20 protein-coding genes and 5 tRNA genes are annotated in these 19,618 nt (G+C 32.5%); 23 read left to right on the top strand and 2 right to left on the bottom strand.

Features of this window, described 5'->3' with window-relative positions; all coding sequences use genetic code 11:
* Positions 1–2: 2 nt before the first annotated feature.
* On the top strand, positions 3–1,238 hold the full coding sequence (locus BWZ22_RS01970; RefSeq protein ID WP_076697668.1) for an ABC transporter permease: 1,236 nt from the start codon (positions 3–5) through the stop codon (positions 1,236–1,238).
* Positions 1,239–1,440: 202 nt separating this feature from the next.
* Here the strand turns inward: BWZ22_RS01970 and BWZ22_RS01965 are convergent, their stop codons facing one another.
* Positions 1,441–2,058, bottom strand: coding sequence for a hypothetical protein (locus tag BWZ22_RS01965; RefSeq protein ID WP_076697667.1), 618 nt, complete (start codon positions 2,056–2,058; stop codon positions 1,441–1,443).
* 99 nt (positions 2,059–2,157) lie between these two features.
* Positions 2,158–2,553 carry a DUF2721 domain-containing protein gene (locus BWZ22_RS01960; protein ID WP_076697666.1) on the bottom strand — a complete coding sequence of 132 codons (396 nt, stop codon included), beginning with the start codon at positions 2,551–2,553 and terminating at the stop codon, positions 2,158–2,160.
* Positions 2,554–2,606: 53 nt separating this feature from the next.
* Here BWZ22_RS01960 and BWZ22_RS01955 point away from each other — a divergent pair, with 53 nt between their 5' ends.
* The 22 genes from BWZ22_RS01955 to rpoB all read left to right on the top strand — a co-directional run bounded on the left by BWZ22_RS01955 (position 2,607) and on the right by rpoB (position 19,543).
* Entirely contained in the window at positions 2,607–3,878 is a 1,272-nt protein-coding gene (locus BWZ22_RS01955; protein ID WP_076697665.1) for a DUF2851 family protein, read from the top strand.
* 36 nt (positions 3,879–3,914) lie between these two features.
* Positions 3,915–4,139, top strand: coding sequence for a PspC domain-containing protein (locus BWZ22_RS01950; protein WP_076697664.1), 225 nt, complete (start codon positions 3,915–3,917; stop codon positions 4,137–4,139).
* A gap of 4 nt (positions 4,140–4,143) precedes the next feature.
* Positions 4,144–5,178, top strand: coding sequence for a TrkA family potassium uptake protein (locus BWZ22_RS01945; protein WP_076697663.1), 1,035 nt, complete (start codon positions 4,144–4,146; stop codon positions 5,176–5,178).
* 96 nt (positions 5,179–5,274) lie between these two features.
* Complete coding sequence (locus tag BWZ22_RS01940; RefSeq protein ID WP_076697662.1) at positions 5,275–6,897, top strand: sodium:alanine symporter family protein; 1,623 nt, start codon at positions 5,275–5,277, stop codon at positions 6,895–6,897.
* An 18-nt stretch (positions 6,898–6,915) separates the two neighbouring features.
* Complete coding sequence (locus BWZ22_RS01935; RefSeq protein WP_076697661.1) at positions 6,916–7,785, top strand: helix-hairpin-helix domain-containing protein; 870 nt, start codon at positions 6,916–6,918, stop codon at positions 7,783–7,785.
* A gap of 12 nt (positions 7,786–7,797) precedes the next feature.
* Positions 7,798–8,964, top strand: coding sequence for an acyl-CoA dehydrogenase family protein (locus BWZ22_RS01930; protein WP_076697659.1), 1,167 nt, complete (start codon positions 7,798–7,800; stop codon positions 8,962–8,964).
* An 83-nt stretch (positions 8,965–9,047) separates the two neighbouring features.
* A complete protein-coding gene (rpsU, locus tag BWZ22_RS01925; RefSeq protein WP_076697658.1) occupies positions 9,048–9,242 on the top strand; it encodes a 30S ribosomal protein S21 in 195 nt (64 codons plus the stop codon).
* Positions 9,243–9,339: 97 nt separating this feature from the next.
* Positions 9,340–10,227 (top strand): tyrosine-type recombinase/integrase, encoded by an 888-nt coding sequence (locus BWZ22_RS01920; RefSeq protein ID WP_076702226.1) that lies wholly within the window; start codon positions 9,340–9,342, stop codon positions 10,225–10,227.
* A gap of 37 nt (positions 10,228–10,264) precedes the next feature.
* Positions 10,265–10,567 (top strand): ribosome hibernation-promoting factor, HPF/YfiA family, encoded by a 303-nt coding sequence (gene hpf / locus BWZ22_RS01915; protein ID WP_076702223.1) that lies wholly within the window; start codon positions 10,265–10,267, stop codon positions 10,565–10,567.
* Between the two features lie 102 nt (positions 10,568–10,669).
* Positions 10,670–10,743, top strand: a tRNA-Thr gene (locus BWZ22_RS01910).
* Positions 10,744–10,787: 44 nt separating this feature from the next.
* Positions 10,788–10,870 (top strand) — tRNA-Tyr (locus BWZ22_RS01905).
* 149 nt (positions 10,871–11,019) lie between these two features.
* Positions 11,020–11,092 (top strand) — tRNA-Gly (locus tag BWZ22_RS01900).
* 59 nt (positions 11,093–11,151) lie between these two features.
* Positions 11,152–11,223: transfer RNA gene (locus BWZ22_RS01895), tRNA-Thr, on the top strand.
* Positions 11,224–11,289: 66 nt separating this feature from the next.
* Positions 11,290–12,477, top strand: a complete 1,188-nt coding sequence (gene tuf, locus BWZ22_RS01890) for an elongation factor Tu (protein ID WP_076697657.1) — start codon at positions 11,290–11,292, stop codon at positions 12,475–12,477.
* A gap of 64 nt (positions 12,478–12,541) precedes the next feature.
* Positions 12,542–12,614, top strand: a tRNA-Trp gene (locus BWZ22_RS01885).
* Between the two features lie 15 nt (positions 12,615–12,629).
* Complete coding sequence (secE, locus tag BWZ22_RS01880) at positions 12,630–12,824, top strand: preprotein translocase subunit SecE (protein WP_076697656.1); 195 nt, start codon at positions 12,630–12,632, stop codon at positions 12,822–12,824.
* A 13-nt stretch (positions 12,825–12,837) separates the two neighbouring features.
* Positions 12,838–13,392: a transcription termination/antitermination protein NusG gene (gene nusG / locus BWZ22_RS01875; RefSeq protein ID WP_076697655.1), complete on the top strand. Its 555-nt coding sequence runs from the start codon at positions 12,838–12,840 to the stop codon at positions 13,390–13,392.
* Between the two features lie 76 nt (positions 13,393–13,468).
* Positions 13,469–13,906, top strand: a complete 438-nt coding sequence (gene rplK / locus BWZ22_RS01870; protein ID WP_076697654.1) for a 50S ribosomal protein L11 — start codon at positions 13,469–13,471, stop codon at positions 13,904–13,906.
* Between the two features lie 17 nt (positions 13,907–13,923).
* Positions 13,924–14,613 carry a 50S ribosomal protein L1 gene (rplA, locus tag BWZ22_RS01865; RefSeq protein WP_076697653.1) on the top strand — a complete coding sequence of 230 codons (690 nt, stop codon included), beginning with the start codon at positions 13,924–13,926 and terminating at the stop codon, positions 14,611–14,613.
* Positions 14,614–14,638: 25 nt separating this feature from the next.
* Positions 14,639–15,160 (top strand): 50S ribosomal protein L10, encoded by a 522-nt coding sequence (rplJ, locus tag BWZ22_RS01860; RefSeq protein ID WP_076697652.1) that lies wholly within the window; start codon positions 14,639–14,641, stop codon positions 15,158–15,160.
* A gap of 64 nt (positions 15,161–15,224) precedes the next feature.
* A complete protein-coding gene (rplL, locus tag BWZ22_RS01855) occupies positions 15,225–15,605 on the top strand; it encodes a 50S ribosomal protein L7/L12 (protein WP_076697650.1) in 381 nt (126 codons plus the stop codon).
* Positions 15,606–15,730: 125 nt separating this feature from the next.
* Entirely contained in the window at positions 15,731–19,543 is a 3,813-nt protein-coding gene (gene rpoB / locus BWZ22_RS01850) for a DNA-directed RNA polymerase subunit beta (protein WP_076697649.1), read from the top strand.
* Positions 19,544–19,618 lie beyond the last annotated feature (75 nt).

Below are 19,618 nucleotides of genomic sequence, written 5' to 3'. Positions count from 1 at the left end.
AATTGAATTTCGAGTTTTTTATAGCTAAACGCATAATTAGTAGTAAGTCGTATAAAAGTAGTATTTCGGCGCCAATAATAAAAATTGGTATAGCTGCAATTGCTATTGGGTTGATTGTGATGATGATAGCTATTGCAACGGGTATTGGTTTACAACAAAAAATACGCGATAAAGTAGTGGCATTTAATGGGCATGTACTAATTACTAATTACGATAGTAATAATACAGAAGAAAGTATTACACCTATATCAATTAATCAAGAGTTTTATCCGGAGTTTAAAACTGTAGCGGGGATTTCGCATATTCAAGCTGTAGCTTCAAAATTTGGTATAATTAGAACCGATAATGATTTTGAAGGTGCCTATTTAAAAGGCGTAGGGGCAGATTATAATTGGAAGTATTTCAAAGAATTTTTAATAGAAGGAGAACTGCCCGATTATTCAAATAAACGTAACGAGGATGTTTTAATATCGCAATATTTAGCCAATAGGTTAGAATTAAAGTTGAATGAAACGTTTCAAATGGTGTTTCCAAAAGAAGACCCAGAAAAACTACCAAACATTATTACATATACCATTGTTGGTATTTATAATTCTGGATTTCAAGATTTTGATGCTAACTTTATTATTGGCGATATTAGGCATATACAGCGTATTAATAAATGGGAAAATGACCAAATTGGAAATTTTGAGGTTTTTATTGATAATTATAATGAGTTAGATACAAAAGGTGAAGAAATTTATAAAAGCATTCCATCGGTTTTAAACACCCAAACTATAACCAATAAATACAGTTCTATTTTTGAATGGATTAAAATTTTTGATACTAATATTTATGGTATTATTGGTATTATGATTTTGGTAGCGGGTATAAATATGATTACTGCATTATTGGTTTTAATTTTAGAACGTACCCAAATGATTGGTATTTTAAAAGCCTTAGGAAGTAGTAATTGGAGTATTAGAAAACTATTTCTTTACAACGCTTCTTATCTAATAATTCTTGGTTTATTTTGGGGCAATATTTTAGGGCTAGGGCTGCTTTTTGCACAAAAATATTTAAAACTATTTCCGTTAGATCCTAGTGTGTATTACGTTACAGAAGCTCCTGTTTATATTAGTTTTGGTTATGTATTTGCCTTAAATATTGGTACACTTTTACTGTGCTTATTAATGCTTTTAATACCTTCTTATATTATTACAAAAATATCACCTGTAAAGGCTATTAGGTTTGATTAGCTAAAGTTTAGTATCACTGAATTAATAACTTTAGGAAAGTACGGTTTTGGAAGTTTTGTTTGGTGGTTATGTATAAGATATAGTGTGGTTTTGTGCGCGAGGATTTTTCGCAGGAAAAACAGAAGTATTAAAAGAGCACTGACTCTTGATTAAGCATAGAATTAAACATTATTTTTGTGTGACTTGTAGTATACAGTATTTTTTAAGTTTCTTTATTTTGTTTTGTACAAATCCAACCTTCAATGTACGAAAATAGAATTTTTGTTATTTCAATCATTCCATTTATGGCTTCAATTCTCAAATTGTCGTTTATAGTGATGTCTTTTTTGCTTATACTTAATTCAATAATATTTTCTTTACCGTCAATTAGTTTTGTTGCTGCAAAAAAATGCTTATCACTTAAATGTATGAAACCTGATGTTTCCTTATAAACATTTTCTATCCAAGGAAACTCTTCATTCATTTTATTTCTTAAATACCAATCTCTTAGATAGTTTCCCTCTCTATCTTTAATTTTGTCCATTTGCTTTCCTTTAATAATTTCGGTCGCAAATGTGTGAGGGTTTTCAACTAACCAAGCAGCAGAAAAACGAAGTATATTGTCTAAATGACACCTAACAAGATGACAAGCAGCAATATAGTTTTCGTTTCTAATTAAAGCAGTAAAGCCAAAAATTAGTTTTAAACTTCGATCCAGAACTGAGTTAGCTAAAAGGTCAATAGGAAACGTTTCTCCCTTGTGCATTTCCTTTCCTAGTGAGATAATTTCTGATTCCAGTTTTTCTAGTTCTTTTATTTTTTTATCGACCTCTTGGTTCATCTCCAATATTGTGTACAACGGATTGTTATGAAATCGTTTCAATAGTTCATATCCAAACCCAAACGAAGTTAGTTGAAAATTATTACAAAATCAAGTTTGTTAACTGTTTTCAATATCGCTAATATGATGTTCTAAAGCTTTTACCGAAATTTGAATTTCTACAATTAAAAGCGCTAAAGAGGCTATTAATAAAAGTAATGCAACACCAAATACCCAAACTGCAATAATTTGTTGATCTATGTAAATTAAAAACATGGTTAGCACACATAGTAACAAACTGCTAATGCCTAAGATTTGCATAGCGCGCGTTAAATAAAGTCTTTTTTTTATATTTTCTATTTGAGCAATTAATACACTTTTTTTATTTTTCACGTATTTATCGTGTAAATTTCTAATAGTTGCTGCATATGCTAAAAACCTATTGGTGTAAGCTAACATTATTAATGATATTGCAGAAAATAATAAAGCGGGTGTTGTTAATGTTAATGCTTCCATGATAAAGATTAAATCTGTGTACAAATTTAGAGAACTTTTCATATTTTAGAGAGGTGCAAGAAGATTTTTTACATTATATCTGGAAATACAAAAAGTTTCAATTTCATAATTTAAAAACAACCAACGGAGAATCTGTTGTAATTAGTTCTGTAGGGCAACACAACTTAAATTCTGGACCAGATTTTTTTAATGCTCAAATTAAAATTGATGGGCAACTTTGGGCTGGTAATGTTGAGATTCATATTAAATCATCTGATTGGTTTTTACATAATCATGAAAATGATAAAGCCTATGATAATGTAATTTTACACGTAGTTTGGGAAGATGATACCCAGATTTTTAGAAAAAACAATTCTGTAATTCCCACTTTAGTGTTGAAAAATTTAGTTGAAGCTAATATTTTAAATAACTACCAGAGTTTGTTTTCTAAACAAAATAAGTGGATTAATTGTGAGCAAGATTTTGCCCAAACTGATGATTTTGTTCTAAACAATTGGCTAGAACGTTTGTACTTTGAACGTTTAGAAACAAAAGCAAAAACCATAGAACAACTGTTGAAGGATTCTAAAAACAATTGGGAGTCTGTTTTGTTTAAAATGATAACCAAAAACTTTGGATTGAAAGTTAATGGCGAATCGTTTTTAAGTATAGCACAATCGGTAGATTTTTCGGTTATAAGAAAAGTACAATCCAATCAACTAGCTTTAGAGGCACTTTTATTTGGGCAAGCTAGTTTATTAAATGATGATATTGAAGATGCGTATTTTATAAACTTAAAACGCGAGTATCAGTTTTTAAATCAAAAATTTGGTTTAAGCAACCAATCAGTCTTACCATTACAGTTTTTTAGGTTGCGGCCTTTAAACTTTCCTACTATTAGGTTATCGCAATTAGCCAGTTTGTATCATGAACATCAAAATTTGTTTTCAAAAATTAATGAAACTAATAAAGTAGAAGACTTTTATAAATTGTTTAAAGTATCGGCTTCAGATTATTGGAAAAACCACTATACTTTTCAAAAGGAATCAAAACAAGCATCAAAAACATTGTCAAAATCGTTTACAGATTTATTATTGATTAATACCATTTTGCCAATAAAATTTTGTTATTCTAAACAAAAAGGAACGCCTATAGATGGTGTTATTTTAGAAATAGCCAATAACATAGCTTCAGAAAATAATAGTATAATTTCAGCCTTTAATAAATTAAAAAAAGTATCAAAATCTGCATTACAATCACAGGCTTTAATTCAGCTAAAAAAAACGTACTGTGATAAAAATAAATGCTTACAATGTGCCGTAGGTAATTCAATTTTAAATAAATAAACTTTTAAACTTGTAAACTAAAGTTTAAATTGCAGCATGAATGTTTATAAACCTTTATTATTTTTTCAAAAACATGGCTATTATGTATGCCAGCGTATAGCAGATAGGTTAGGTATTAGGGCAAAAGTTGTACGTACATCATTTATGTATTTAACATTTGTTACACTTGGCTTTGGGTTTGCTTTGTATTTATTTTTAGCATTTTGGATGCGTATTAAAGATTTAGTTTACACCAAGCGTTCGTCTGTTTTCGATTTGTAAATGTATGAGTAACCCTTTAATTAGACTTTTTAGATCTAAAATTTATACGTCCATAATTTTACTAGTTTTTTTAATGCTAGTTGGTATTGTGGGGTTTATGACAATTTCAAATTACTCTTGGGTAGATTCTTTGTACATGACTGTTATTACCATGACTACCGTAGGTTTTGGAGAGGTAGAACCACTAGATGAACAGGGTAAAATATTCACAATATTTTTAATTTTAGCTAGTATAGTTATTGTAGGTTATGCGCTTTCTATTATAACAGAGTACATTTTAAGCAGAAATCATTTTGAAGAAATAAAATACAAAAAGATGCAAAAACAAATAGATGGTTTTAGTAACCATGTTGTAATTTGTGGTTACGGAAGAAACGGAAAACAAGCAGCTAGAAAGCTTATGGCCCATAATAAATCGTTTGTCATTATTGAAAAAAATAAAGAAGTTGAAGAACGTTTGCGCTTAGATGGAGTTCCTTACGTTATAGGAAATGCTAATGAAGACGAAACATTAATGTTAGCTGGTGTTGATAGAGCCTCTAGTTTTATATCGGCGCTTCCTAATGATGCCGATAATTTATTTGTAGTACTATCTGCTAGACAAATGAATGAAAATATTAATATAATTAGCAGAGCGTCTCAAGAATCATCTTATAATAAATTAAAATTTGCAGGAGCTAATAATGTTATTTTACCAGATATGATTGGTGGAGATCATATGGCATCTTTAGTTGTGGTTCCTGGTTTAATGGAGTTTATTGATAATTTGTCAATTGTAGGAAAATCTAATATTAACATTGAAGAAGTTGCTGTTGAAAAGCTACATCATTCAAATGAAATACAAACCATAAAAGATTTAGATTTAAGAAAAAAAACAGGCTGTAATATTATAGGTTACAAAGACGCAAAAGGAGATTATGTTGTTAATCCTGAAGCAGATACTGTATTAGAACCAAATTCTAAAATTATAGTTTTGGGGCGTCCAGAACAAATAGAAGAGTTAAATTCTGTTTTCAATATTGAAAATGAAACCCATTGATTAACAGTTATAATTTTAAAAAATCAATTATTTTTAGCATCTTGCTAGCTTAAATGGTCGTTTTTTCTAAAGAAATTAATTAACTCAATATATATTATGAAGAAATATCTTCTATCTCTTTCTACAATTATTTTTCCATTATTAACATTTGCTCAAGAATCAACCTCTGAAAAAATCGATAGGGTTTTTAAAGAGTATACAGGGTGGTTTGTTGAAGCTGTCTTTTATGAAATTCCATTTTCTGATGAATATAAAATTCCATGGGTATTAATTGTACTTATTGGTGGCGCTGTGTTTTTTACCATATATTTTCGGTTTATAAATGTTACAGGTTTTAGAACCGCTTTAAGAGTAGTACAGGGTAAATACGAAGATATTGAAAAACACGGAGCAGATACTTTATATGGAGATCCAACAGATAATGTTGATCACAATGTTTTTGAAACCTTAAGAGATGATAGTGCTCATGGTGAAGTATCGCATTTTCAAGCTTTAACAGCTGCTTTGTCTGCAACTGTGGGGCTTGGTAATATTGCTGGAGTAGCCGTTGCGCTTTCTATTGGTGGACCCGGTGCTACCTTTTGGATGATATTAGCAGGACTTTTAGGTATGGCATCTAAGTTTGCAGAATGTACTTTAGGTGTAAAATATAGAGATGTTGGTCATGACGGAACGGTTTACGGTGGGCCAATGTACTATTTAACAAAAGGTTTTGGAGAAAAAGGTTTAAAACCTCTAGGTAAAATACTAGCAGTACTATTTGCCATTTTTGTTATAGGAGGGTCCTTTGGTGGTGGAAATATGTTCCAAGCAAACCAAGCAGCAGCACAATTTGTTAAATTATTCAATTTTGAAAGTGATAATGCTGGTATGTATTTCGGTATAGTTATGGCTGTTATTGTTGCCATTGTTATTATTGGTGGTATTAAACGAATAGCCTCTGTAACTGAGAAAATTGTACCATTTATGGCTGGTATTTATGTTTTAGCAGCTATAATAATTTTAGCAGCCAATTGGAGTCTTATTGATGATGCTTTTATGTTAATTTTTGAAGGGGCATTTTCTGGACTAGGAATAGCAGGCGGATTAGTAGGTGTGATGATTCAAGGAGTTAGACGAGGTGCTTTTTCTAACGAGGCAGGTGTTGGTAGTGCAGCTATTGCACATTCTGCCGTACGTACAAAGTATCCAGCAAGTGAAGGTATTGTGGCACTTTTAGAACCTTTTGTTGATACCGTAGTTATCTGTACCATGACAGCCTTGGTTATAGTAATTACTAATTTTGATGGTAGCTTTATGGAATATGGAGTGCCTATTAAAGAGGGGGTAGAACTTACAGCCACCGCTTTTGATAGTGTAATTCCGCATTTTTCAATTATATTAACAATAGCTGTTATATTGTTTGCTTTTTCTACCATGATCTCATGGTCTTATTACGGTATGCAAGGTTGGGTGTTTTTATTTGGAAAAGGAAAAGTAAGTGATTTGATATATAAAATATTATTCTTATTTTTTGTTGTGGTAGGTTCGTCTATTAGTCTTGGTGCAGTAATAGATTTTTCAGACGCTATGATTTTTGCCATGGTAGTTCCAAACATAATTGGAGTTGTTGTATTATCTCCAATTATTAGTAGAGAACTTAAAAAATACTTAAAAGCTATTAACGTTAAGCATGATGCTATGGATGAAGGAGCAGAAGACTTAACAAAACATATGTAAAACAAAATTTATAAAAATATGAAATCTCATTTCACGTTTACTAAAGAACAGCGGAATGGGATTTTTTTATTAATATTACTCATAATCCTTTTTCAGTGTGCTTATTTTTTTATCGATTTTTCTTCAAAAGATATTGTTGTAAACCAAAAAGCACTCACTAAGTTTACAAACGAAATAGATTCTTTAAAACAGATTGAAATAGAATCTAGAAAACCAAAAATATTTCCTTTCAATCCAAATTATATTACAGATTATAAAGGGGCTACATTAGGAATGAGTAATGAAGAAATTGATAGGTTGTTAGCTTTTAGAAAACAAGGTAAATGGATTAATTCTACCCAACAGTTTCAGCAAGTAACTAAAGTTTCAGATTCTCTTTTAAAAACCATTTCACCATATTTTAAGTTTCCAGAATGGGTAACAAATCCATCACCTAAATCAAAAACAAACTACAAGTATAGTAATACTCCAAAAACCTTCAGTCAAAAAAAAGATTTAAACAAAGCTACTGCTAAGCAATTACAACGCATAAATGGTATAGGAGAAGTACTTTCAGAAAGAATTGTAAAATTTAGAAATAAGTTTGTAGGTGGTTTTATTGCAGATGTTCAATTATTAGATGTTTATGGTTTAACACCCGAAGTTATTGAGCGTATTACCAATGAGTTTACTGTAAAAACACCAAGGCAAATAGAAAAAATAAACTTAAATACGGCAACCGTAGAGCAGTTGGTAACCATTCAGCATATAGATTATGAAGTAGCTCATAATATAGTGGAGCAGCGCATATTAAGAGAAGGATACAAGTCTTTAGATGAATTATTAAAAGTAAAAGACTTCCCAGTAAATAAAATAGAGATAATTAAATTATATTTGTCGCTCTATTAAAAAAGTGTGCAGATGAACAGTATGTACTTCACCGAAGAACATAACCTTTTTAGAAAAAGCCTTCAAGATTTTTTAAAAAAAGAAGTGGTTCCAAATATAGAACAATGGGAGCAAACAGGTAATATAGATAAATCTATTTGGAAAAAATTTGGAGACATGGGTTTCTTAGGAATTAGTTATCCAGAGGCTTATGGCGGCTTAAATTTAGACATGTTCTATATGGTAATTCTTTTAGAAGAGCTTCAAAAAGTTAACTCAGGAGGGTTTGCAGCAGCATTATGGGCTCATGTTTATTTAGCTATGACCCATCTTAATACTGAAGGAACTGATGCTATAAAACAAAAATATTTGACTCCAAGTATATCTGGAGAAAAATTAGGTTGTCTTTGTATTACAGAACCATTTGGTGGTAGTGATGTGGCAGGAATAAGATCTACAGCAGTTAAAGAAGGAGATTATTATATCTTAAACGGGTCTAAAACATTTATTACTAATGGTGTATATAGCGATTATTTAGTGGTTGCTGCAAAAACAAAACCAGAATTAGGTAATAAAGGCATTAGCATATTTGTTGTAGATAGAGAAACACCTGGGATATCTGCTACTAAACTAGATAAGTTAGGTTGGAGAGCATCCGATACTGGAGAAATAGCCTTTGATAATGTGAAAATACCAGCCAGTAATTTATTAGGAGAAGAAAATAAAGGCTTTGGCTATATTCTTCAGCATTTTTCTTTAGAAAGATTAGTAATGGGGGTAAACGCTCACGCCAGAGCAGAATATGCTTTAGACTATGCAAAGCAATACATGGCAGAACGTTTAGCGTTTGGTAAAACCATAGATAAGTTTCAAGCTCTTCGTCATAAATTATCAGATTTATATGCAGATATGGAAGTTTGCAAAGAGTTCAATTATTCAGTTGCCTATAAACTTAATAAAGGAATGTATGTTGTAAAAGAAGCTACCATATCTAAATTAAAATCTACACAAATGGCAGATGATGTTATTTATAATTGCTTGCAATTTTTAGGAGGCTATGGATATATGGAAGAGTATCCAATGGCAAGACTTTTAAGAGATAGTAGGTTGGGACCAATAGGGGGCGGTACTTCAGAAATTTTAAGAGAAATTTTATCAAAAATAATAATCGATAAAAAAAGTTATAAACCAGTAACATAATTTTTTTTAATTAAAAATTCTGAATTAGAAATAATTTTTATATTTGCACTCCAAAATTTTAAAAGAAGGGAGGTTAAGACACTATGTTAATAATACCAATTAAAGAAGGAGAAAATATAGATAGAGCGTTAAAACGTTACAAAAGAAAATTTGATAAAACAGGTAGAAAGCGAGCGCTACAAACACGTAAGCAATTTACTAAACCTTCGGTAGCACGTAGAGCGCAAATACAGAAAGCGCAATACATTCAAAAATTAAGAGATGCAGAAGATATTTAGTCTTTCGTGTTCATATAAAATTTAATCCCGCTTTTTGCGGGATTTTTTTTTGCTTCAAAATAAAGTGCTATCTTTAACAAAAGCCCATTTCAGTACAATGCCATTATCTCCTTTTACAGATTATTTATTGCTAGAAAAAAAGTATTCAAAGTTAACAGTAAAAGCTTATCAAAATGATTTAAATAGCTTTTTACAATTTGTAAATTCAGAATATCAAACTAACAATATTAATAATGTAAACTATTCACAAATTAGAAGTTGGATAGTATCAATGGTAGAAAACGGAGTATCTAACCGAAGTATTAACAGAAAAGTTTCTGCACTAAACACCTACTATAAATTCCTCTTAAAAGTGGGAGACATTAAAATAAATCCACTAGCAAAACACAAAGCTTTAAAAACAAGTAAAAAAGTGCAAGTGCCCTTTTCAGAAAAAGAAATAATAGCGGTTATAGATGATTTTAATGAAAATGATTTTGAAGGCATAAGAGATAAATTAATAGTAGAACTATTTTATTCAACAGGTATTCGTAGAATAGAATTAGTTAACCTAAAACTGTCTAGTATAGATTTTGATAATAAAACGTTAAAAGTACTAGGTAAAAGAAATAAAGAACGCATGGTGCCGTTATTATATTCAGTACAGCAAACAATGCGTAAGTATATAGAAATAAGGCAAAAATTAGAAAATATAAAAGATACCAATAGTTTGTTTTTAACAAAAAAAGGGGTTAAAATTTACGAAACACTTGTTTACAGAATAATAAATAACTATTTTAGTAAGGCATCTTCAAAAGTAAAAAGAAGTCCTCACATACTAAGACATTCTTTTGCAACACATTTACTAAACCAAGGTGCCGATATTAATGCTGTAAAAGAACTTTTAGGACATTCTAGTTTGGCTGCCACACAAATTTATACTCACAACAGTATAGCTGAATTAAAAAAAGTGCACATTAAAGCACATCCAAGAAGCAGAAAATAACAGCATGAAATTATTGTCTAACCATAAAAAGAAAAGTATGAAAGTAAACACGCAGTCCGTTAATTTCAGCGCAGACAAAAAATTATTAGATTTTATCCAAAAAAGAATGGATAAGCTTGATTTGTTTTATGACAAAGTAATTAAATCAGATGTTTATTTAAAATTAGAAAATACTAGTGACAAAGAAAACAAAGTTTTTGAAGCAAGAGTAAGCGTTCCCGGAGATATTTTTGTAGTAAAAAAACAATGTAAATCGTTTGAAGAAGGTGTAGATATGGCAGTTTCATCATTAGAAAGACAGCTAAAAAAACGAAAAGAGAAATTAAGAGCACATTTATAAATAAAATTTCTTAAAAAATGTTTTGAATAAAAAAATAAATCAATACATTTGCAGTCCGTTAGAAATAGCGGACTTTTTTTATGCAAAAAAACGTATAAAAACGCCGATGTAGCTCAGCTGGCTAGAGCAGCTGATTTGTAATCAGCAGGTCGTGGGTTCGAGTCCCTCCATCGGCTCAAATAAAAGAAGATAAGTTCTTTAAAATACTGGATATTAAATTGGGAAGATACTCAAGCGGCCAACGAGGACAGACTGTAAATCTGTTGGTTTTTACCTTCGCAGGTTCGAATCCTGCTCTTCCCACAAGTAATTTTAAATTAAGGAGTTGTCAAAAGTTCACTTTTGTAAAGCTGCATTTTAAAATTATTTGAGTAGGATTTCTAATCTAGGTTCGTTGAGCGTAGTGAGGTAATTCTAATTAAAACCAAGCAACTAAAATAGTTTGCGAAAATGCGGGAGTAGCTCAGTTGGTAGAGCGTCAGCCTTCCAAGCTGAATGTCGCCGGTTCGAACCCGGTCTCCCGCTCTAAATTCCTGCGAAGGCAGGAATCTCATTTAAATTAAATGAGGATGTAAACACTTTACGCCGGCGTAGCTCAGGGGTAGAGCGTTTCCTTGGTAAGGAAGAGGCCACGGGTTCAAATCCCGTCGTTGGCTCAATTTTGAAAAGAATTTAGAATATACACTAATATTATTATATAACTAAGATTAAATTATTTTAACATGGCAAAAGGAACTTTTGATCGTTCAAAACCACATTTAAATATAGGTACTATTGGACACGTAGATCACGGTAAAACAACTTTAACAGCTGCTATTACAAAAGTATTAGCAGATGCAGGTTTATCTGAAGCTAAAGACTTCGATCAGATTGATAATGCTCCAGAAGAAAAAGAAAGAGGTATTACAATTAATACATCTCACGTAGAGTATCAAACAGCTAACCGTCACTATGCACACGTTGACTGTCCAGGTCACGCCGATTATGTAAAAAACATGGTAACTGGTGCTGCTCAAATGGATGGTGCTATCTTAGTTGTTGCTGCAACTGATGGTCCAATGCCACAAACTCGTGAGCATATCTTATTAGGTCGTCAAGTAGGTATTCCTCGTATCGTTGTTTTCTTAAACAAAGTTGATATGGTTGATGATGAAGAGCTTTTAGAGCTTGTTGATATGGAAGTTAGAGATTTATTAAACTTCTATGAGTACGATGGAGATAATGGTCCTGTAATTTCTGGTTCTGCTTTAGGTGCACTTAACGGTGAGCAAAAATGGGTAGATACGGTTTTAGAATTGATGGAGGCTTGTGATAACTGGATTGAAGAGCCAACAAGAGAAATTGATAAAGATTTCTTAATGCCAATAGAAGATGTATTCTCTATTACAGGTCGTGGTACTGTAGCAACTGGTAGAATTGAAACTGGTATTGCTAATACTGGAGATCCTGTTGAAATTATTGGTATGGGAGCTGAAAAATTAACTTCTACTATTACAGGAATTGAAATGTTCCGTCAAATATTAGATAGAGGTGAAGCTGGTGATAACGCTGGTATCTTATTAAGAGGTATTGAGAAAACTCAAATCTCAAGAGGTATGGTAATTTGTAAACCAGGTTCTGTAACTCCACATGCTAAATTTAAAGCAGAGGTTTATATCTTGAAAAAAGAAGAAGGTGGACGTCATACTCCATTCCATAACAACTACCGTCCTCAATTCTACGTACGTACAACTGATGTAACAGGTAATATTTCTTTACCTGATGGAGTTGAGATGGTTATGCCTGGTGATAACTTAACTATTACTGTTGAGTTAATTCAGCCAATTGCAATGAATATTGGTTTACGTTTTGCTATCCGTGAAGGTGGTAGAACTGTAGGTGCTGGTCAGGTAACTGAAATTTTAGACTAATACAGTTAAATATAGTGTAAGCCTAAGGTATTCCGTTTTTGTCGGAATACCTTGACTTATGTTTACGGGTTTAGCTCAGTTGGTAGAGCACTGGTCTCCAAAACCAGGTGTCGTGAGTTCGAGTCTCGCAACCCGTGCAAATAAAATTATAAATGGCAGGATTTGTAAATTATATTAAAGAATCATTTAATGAACTTAAGACTAATGTAAGTTGGCCAACTTGGGCAGAAGCTCAAAGTTTAACCGTGCTAGTAGCTGTATTTACAATTGTTTTCTCTTTAGCAATATGGGGAGTAGATACAGTGTTTAGTAAAGTTATTGGTTTTTACTTTGATTTAATTAAGTAGTTAATAAAAAATTATGTCTGAAGTTAGCGAAAAAAAGTGGTATGTAGTTAGGGCTGTAAGTGGTCAAGAAAACAAAATTAAAACTTACATTGAGAATGAAATAGCTCGTTTAGGTTTACAAGATTATGTTGATCAAGTATTAGTGCCTACCGAAAAAGTAATTCAGATAAGAAACGGGAAAAAAATAAGTAAAGAAAAAGTTTATTTCCCTGGATATATTATGATTCAAGCCAATTTATCGGGAGAGGTTCCTCATATTATCAGATCTGTTACTAATGTAATTGGATTTTTAGGAGAAACCAAAGGAGGAGATCCAGTGCCGTTAAGACAATCTGAAGTAAATAGAATGTTAGGTAAAGTAGATGAACTATCGGTAGAAGAAACTACTAATGTAGCCATTCCATTTACAAAAGGTGAAACTGTTAAAGTTATTGATGGTCCGTTTAATGGATTTGATGGTACCATTGAAAAAATTAATGAAGAAAAGCGTAAGCTTGAAGTAATGGTAAAGATTTTTGGAAGAAAAACACCATTAGAACTAAGCTATATGCAAGTAGAAAAAGTATAATAATTGTTACACTATATAATAGATGCATTCTTAAGCTTCCAACTTATAAGAACTGTATCAAACTAAATTATTAAAAATGGCAAAAGAGTTAAGTAAAGTAGTTAAGCTACAAGTTAGGGGAGGTGCTGCGAATCCATCGCCACCGGTTGGACCCGCTCTAGGTGCTGCTGGAGTTAATATCATGGAGTTCTGTAAGCAATTTAATGCTAGAACTCAAGATAAAGCAGGTAAAGTATTACCAGTTGTAATTTCGGTTTATAAAGACAAGTCTTTCGACTTTGTAATTAAAACCCCTCCAGCTGCAGTACAATTATTAGAAGCGGCCAAGGTGAAGAAGGGTTCTGGAGAACCAAACAGAAAAAAAGTAGCTAAAGTTTCTTGGGATCAGGTTAAAACTATTGCAGAAGACAAAATGGTTGATTTAAATGCATTTACTGTTGAGTCTGCTATGAAAATGGTTGCTGGTACAGCAAGAAGTATGGGAATCACTGTAACAGGGGAATTCCCTAATTAATCTTTAAAACATTAGAAATGGCAAGATTAACAAAGAAGCAAAAAGAAGCTGTAGCGAAAATTGAAAAAGGAAGACTTTATTCTGTAGATGAAGCTTCAGCATTAATTAAAGAGATTACCAATACTAAGTTTGATGCATCAGTTGATTTAGCAGTACGTTTAGGTGTAGATCCTAGAAAAGCTAATCAAATGGTGAGAGGCGTGGTTTCATTACCTCATGGTACTGGTAAAGATGTGAAAGTATTAGCATTAGTAACACCAGATAAAGAAGCAGAAGCTAAAGAAGCAGGTGCTGATTATGTAGGTTTACAAGAATACCTTGATAAAATTAAAGGTGGTTGGACAGACGTTGATGTTATTATTACTATGCCAAGCGTTATGGGTAAATTAGGGCCTTTAGGTCGTGTATTAGGTCCTCGTGGTTTAATGCCTAACCCAAAAACTGGTACAGTAACTATGGATGTTGCTAAAGCAGTAAGAGAAGTAAAAGCTGGTAAAATTGACTTTAAAGTTGATAAAACTGGTATTGTTCATGCTGCAATTGGTAAAGCATCATTTAGTCCTGATAAAATTGCTGGTAATGCAAATGAATTATTACAAACATTAATAAAACTTAAGCCAACTGCGGCAAAAGGAACATACGTAAAAAGCATTTACATGTCATCTACTATGAGTCCTAGTGTTGCTATTGACCCTAAGATTGGTTAATTAACCTTAGTTAAAAACTTTTATTATGACAAGAGAAGAAAAATCACAAGTAATTGAGGAATTAACTGGCGAATTAGCTAATAGTACAAATATCTATTTAACAGATATTTCAGGGTTAAACGCAGGAACAACCTCAGATTTACGTCGTGCTTGCTTTAAAGCAAACGTAAAAATGGCCGTAGTTAAAAATACATTACTAGAAAAAGCCATGGAAGCTTCAGATAAAGATTTTGGAGACCTTCCTACGGTTTTAAAAGGAAATACATCTGTGATGTATTGCGAAACTGGTAATGCACCAGCTAAGTTAATTAAAAACTTCCGTAAAAAATCAGATAAGCCTTTATTAAAAGGAGCATTTATTGAGGAAGCTATTTATATTGGCGATGAACAGTTAGACGTATTAGTAGATATCAAGTCTAGAGAAGAGTTGATTGGTGAAATTGTAACATTATTACAATCGCCAGCTAAAAACGTTGTATCTGCACTTCAATCAGGAGGCGGAAAACTGGCTGGTATTATTAAAACTCTTTCTGAAAAAGAAGGGTAGTATTAAAAAGTACGCACTTATTACAATTATATTATTATTAAAAATTTATTAAAACGATAGAAAAATGGCAGATTTAAAAGATTTCGCAGAACAATTAGTTAACTTAACAGTAAAAGAAGTTAATGAGTTAGCTACTATATTAAAAGATGAGTACGGTATTGAGCCTGCTGCTGCAGCTGTAGCTGTTGCTGCTGGTGGAGGTGCTGCTGGTGGAGGAGAAGCTGCAGAAGAAAAAACTGAGTTTGATGTAATCCTTAAAGCACCAGGTGGATCTAAATTAGCTGTAGTAAAATTAGTTAAAGAATTAACTGGTTTAGGCTTAAAAGAAGCTAAAGGATTAGTTGATGAGGCACCAAGTGCTATTAAAGAAGGTGTTTCTAAAGACGAAGCAGAAGGCTTAAAAGCTTCATTAGAAGAGGCTGGAGCTGAGGTTGAGCTTAAGTAAGTTAAGTAACCTAAAAACATAAAGGTTTAGGTCTGGAGGATGATTCTCTAAGACCTAAACCATTTTGCGTATATAAAGAGTACATACGCTATCACTATTTTTTTTAATCAAAATTCCGTTCATTGATGTTGTCAACACAAGCTGAAAGATTAAATTTCTCGTCTATTGTAAATAGAACAGAATATCCAGATTTCTTGGATATTCAAATTAAATCCTTCCAGGATTTTTTCCAATTAGAAACAAAGTCAGAAGAACGAGGTGACGAAGGTCTTTATAATACCTTCATGGAAAATTTTCCAATCACAGACTCTCGTAATCAATTTGTTTTAGAATTCTTAGATTACTTCATAGATCCACCTAGATATACTATTGAAGAGTGTATTGAAAGAGGACTAACTTACAGTGTTCCCCTAAAGGCAAGACTAAAATTATACTGTACAGACCCTGAACATGAAGATTTTGAAACTATAGTTCAAGATGTTTATTTAGGAACCATTCCTTACATGACACCTAGCGGTACATTTGTAATCAATGGAGCAGAACGTGTTGTAGTATCTCAATTACATCGTTCACCAGGGGTGTTCTTTGGGCAGTCATTCCACGCCAATGGAACAAAATTATATTCAGCAAGGGTAATTCCTTTCAAAGGTTCTTGGATTGAATTTGCTACAGACATCAATCAGGTAATGTATGCTTACATTGATAGAAAGAAAAAGTTACCTGTAACAACATTATTCAGAGCTATTGGCTTTGAACGCGATAAAGATATTTTAGAAATTTTTGATTTAGCTGAAGAAGTTAAAGTATCAAAAACGGGATTAAAAAAGTATTTAGGCAGAAAGTTAGCCGCACGTGTACTTAACACTTGGCATGAAGATTTTGTTGATGAAGATACAGGTGAAGTAGTATCTATTGAGCGTAATGAAATTGTGCTTGATCGTGATACTGTGCTTGAAAAAGAGCATATTGAAGAAATTTTAGGTGCAGAGGTTAAAACCATTCTTTTACATAAAGAAACACCTGAACAAGGTGATTATGCTATTATTCATAATACACTTCAAAAAGATCCAACAAACTCTGAAAAAGAAGCTGTTGAGCATATTTACCGTCAATTACGTAATGCAGAACCGCCAGATGAGGAAACTGCTCGTGGAATAATTGATAAATTATTCTTCTCAGATCAACGTTATTCTTTAGGTGAAGTTGGTCGTTACAGAATGAACAAAAAATTAGGTCTTGATATTGGAATGGACAAGCAAGTGCTTACCAAAGAAGATATCATAACTATTATAAAATATTTAATTGAGTTAATCAACTCTAAAGCAGAGATAGATGATATTGATCACTTATCTAACCGTCGTGTACGTACGGTAGGTGAACAATTATCTTCTCAGTTTGGTGTAGGTTTAGCTCGTATGGCACGTACTATTCGTGAGCGTATGAATGTTCGTGATAACGAGGTGTTTACGCCAATAGATTTAATTAATGCAAAGACTTTATCGTCTGTAATTAATTCATTCTTTGGTACCAACCAATTATCTCAGTTTATGGATCAAACAAATCCATTAGCAGAGATTACTCATAAGCGTCGTTTATCAGCTTTAGGACCAGGAGGTTTATCTCGTGAGAGAGCTGGTTTCGAGGTTCGTGACGTTCACTATACACATTACGGTCGTTTATGTCCTATTGAAACACCAGAGGGACCAAATATTGGTTTAATATCATCTTTATCGGTATTTGCAAAGGTGAATTCTATGGGATTCATTGAAACACCATATAGAAAAGTAACTGATGGTGTAGTAGATATTAAAAATGAACCAACTTATTTAAGTGCAGAGGAAGAAGAAGAAAAACTAATTGCGCAAGCAACTGTTAAAGTTGATGATGATGGTAAGATTTTACACGATAAAGTTATTGCCAGAATGGAAGGTGATTTCCCTGTAATAGATCCAAAAGAATTACATTATACAGATGTTGCACCGAACCAAATTTCGTCAATATCAGCGTCATTAATTCCTTTCTTAGAGCATGATGATGCAAACCGTGCATTGATGGGGTCTAACATGATGCGTCAAGCTGTACCTTTATTAAGAGTAGATGCTCCTATTGTTGGTACTGGTTTAGAGCGTCAAGTAGCTAAAGATTCTAGAGTATTAATAAATGCAGAAGGATCAGGTGAGGTACTTTATGTTGATGCAACTAAAATTAAAATTAGATACGACCGTACAGAAGATGAAGCTAAAGTGAGTTTTGATTCTGATGTTAAAACGTATCCTTTAGTAAAATTCAGAAAAACGAACCAAGGTACTTCTATCAACCTTAAACCAATTGTTGTTAAAGGTGATAGAGTAACTAAAGGTCAGGTACTTTGTGAAGGTTATGCTACCCAAAAAGGAGAATTAGCCCTTGGTAGAAACATGAAAGTAGCCTTTATGCCTTGGAAAGGGTATAACTTTGAGGATGCCATTGTGATTTCTGAAAAAGTAGTACGTGAAGATATCTTTACATCTATCCATATAGATGAGTATTCTTTAGAAGTTAGAGATACAAAATTAGGAAATGAAGAGTTAACTAATGATATTCCTAACGTTTCAGAAGAAGCTACAAAAGATCTTGATGAAAACGGAATGATTCGTGTTGGTGCAGAAGTTAAACCAGGTGATATCTTAATTGGTAAAATTACACCAAAAGGAGAATCTGATCCAACACCAGAAGAAAAATTATTACGTGCTATCTTTGGTGATAAAGCTGGTGATGTAAAAGACGCATCATTAAAAGCTTCACCATCATTAAATGGCGTTGTAATTGATAAAAAATTATTTTCTAGAGCTGTAAAAGATAAACGTAAAAGAGCACAAGATAAAGATGATATTTTAGCTTTAGAAGCTGAATATGATAGAAAATTTGAAGAATTAAAAGCTGTTTTAGTTGATAAATTATTTGCTATTGTAAACGGTAAAACTGCTCAAGGTATTTATAATGATTTAGGTGAAGAAGTATTGCCAAAAGGTAAAAAGTTCACTTTAAAAATGTTAAATGCTGTTGATGATTATGCACATTTAGTGTCAGGTAAATGGACAACAGATGAGCATACCAATCAATTAGTAGCAGATTTAATTCACAACTACAAAATTAAGGAGAACGATTTACAAGGAGCTTTAAGACGTGAAAAGTTTACTATTTCTGTAGGTGATGAATTACCAGCAGGTATCATCAAACTTGCTAAAGTTTATATTGCTAAAAAACGTAAACTTAAAGTAGGTGATAAAATGGCAGGACGTCACGGTAACAAAGGTATCGTAGCACGTATTGTTCGTCAAGAAGATATGCCATTCTTAGAAGATGGAACACCAGTTGATATAGTATTAAATCCACTGGGGGTACCATCACGTATGAATATTGGTCAGATTTATGAAACTGTTCTTGGTTGGGCTGGTCAAAAATTAGGTCGCAAATTTGCAACTCCTATTTTTGATGGTGCTACTTTAGATCAAATTAATGAATTGACTGATGAAGCTGGAATACCACGTTTCGGTCATACATACTTATATGATGGTGGAACAGGAGAGCGTTTCGATCAGCCTGCTACAGTTGGTGTAATTTACATGCTTAAATTAGGCCACATGGTAGATGATAAAATGCATGCACGTTCTATAGGACCTTACTCATTAATTACTCAACAACCATTAGGTGGTAAAGCACAATTTGGTGGTCAGCGTTTTGGTGAGATGGAAGTTTGGGCACTTGAGGCATACGGTGCATCAAGTACCTTACGAGAAATATTAACTGTAAAATCTGATGATGTTATTGGTAGAGCTAAAACATACGAAAGTATTGTTAAAGGTGAACCAATGCCAGATCCTGGATTACCTGAATCATTCAATGTATTAATGCATGAATTAAAAGGTTTAGGATTAGACATTAGATTAGAGGAGTAATAAAAAATAATAGTTACAGTTGGCAGTCAGCAGTAGGCACTGCGCACTGAATACTGAATACTGAATACTATAAAG

The organism is Seonamhaeicola sp. S2-3, from assembly GCF_001971785.1.
In the GTDB taxonomy this organism is placed as follows: domain Bacteria; phylum Bacteroidota; class Bacteroidia; order Flavobacteriales; family Flavobacteriaceae; genus Seonamhaeicola.
The sequence above is the reverse complement of the archived record's forward strand: the minus strand, read 5'-3'. Positions and strand labels throughout refer to the sequence as shown.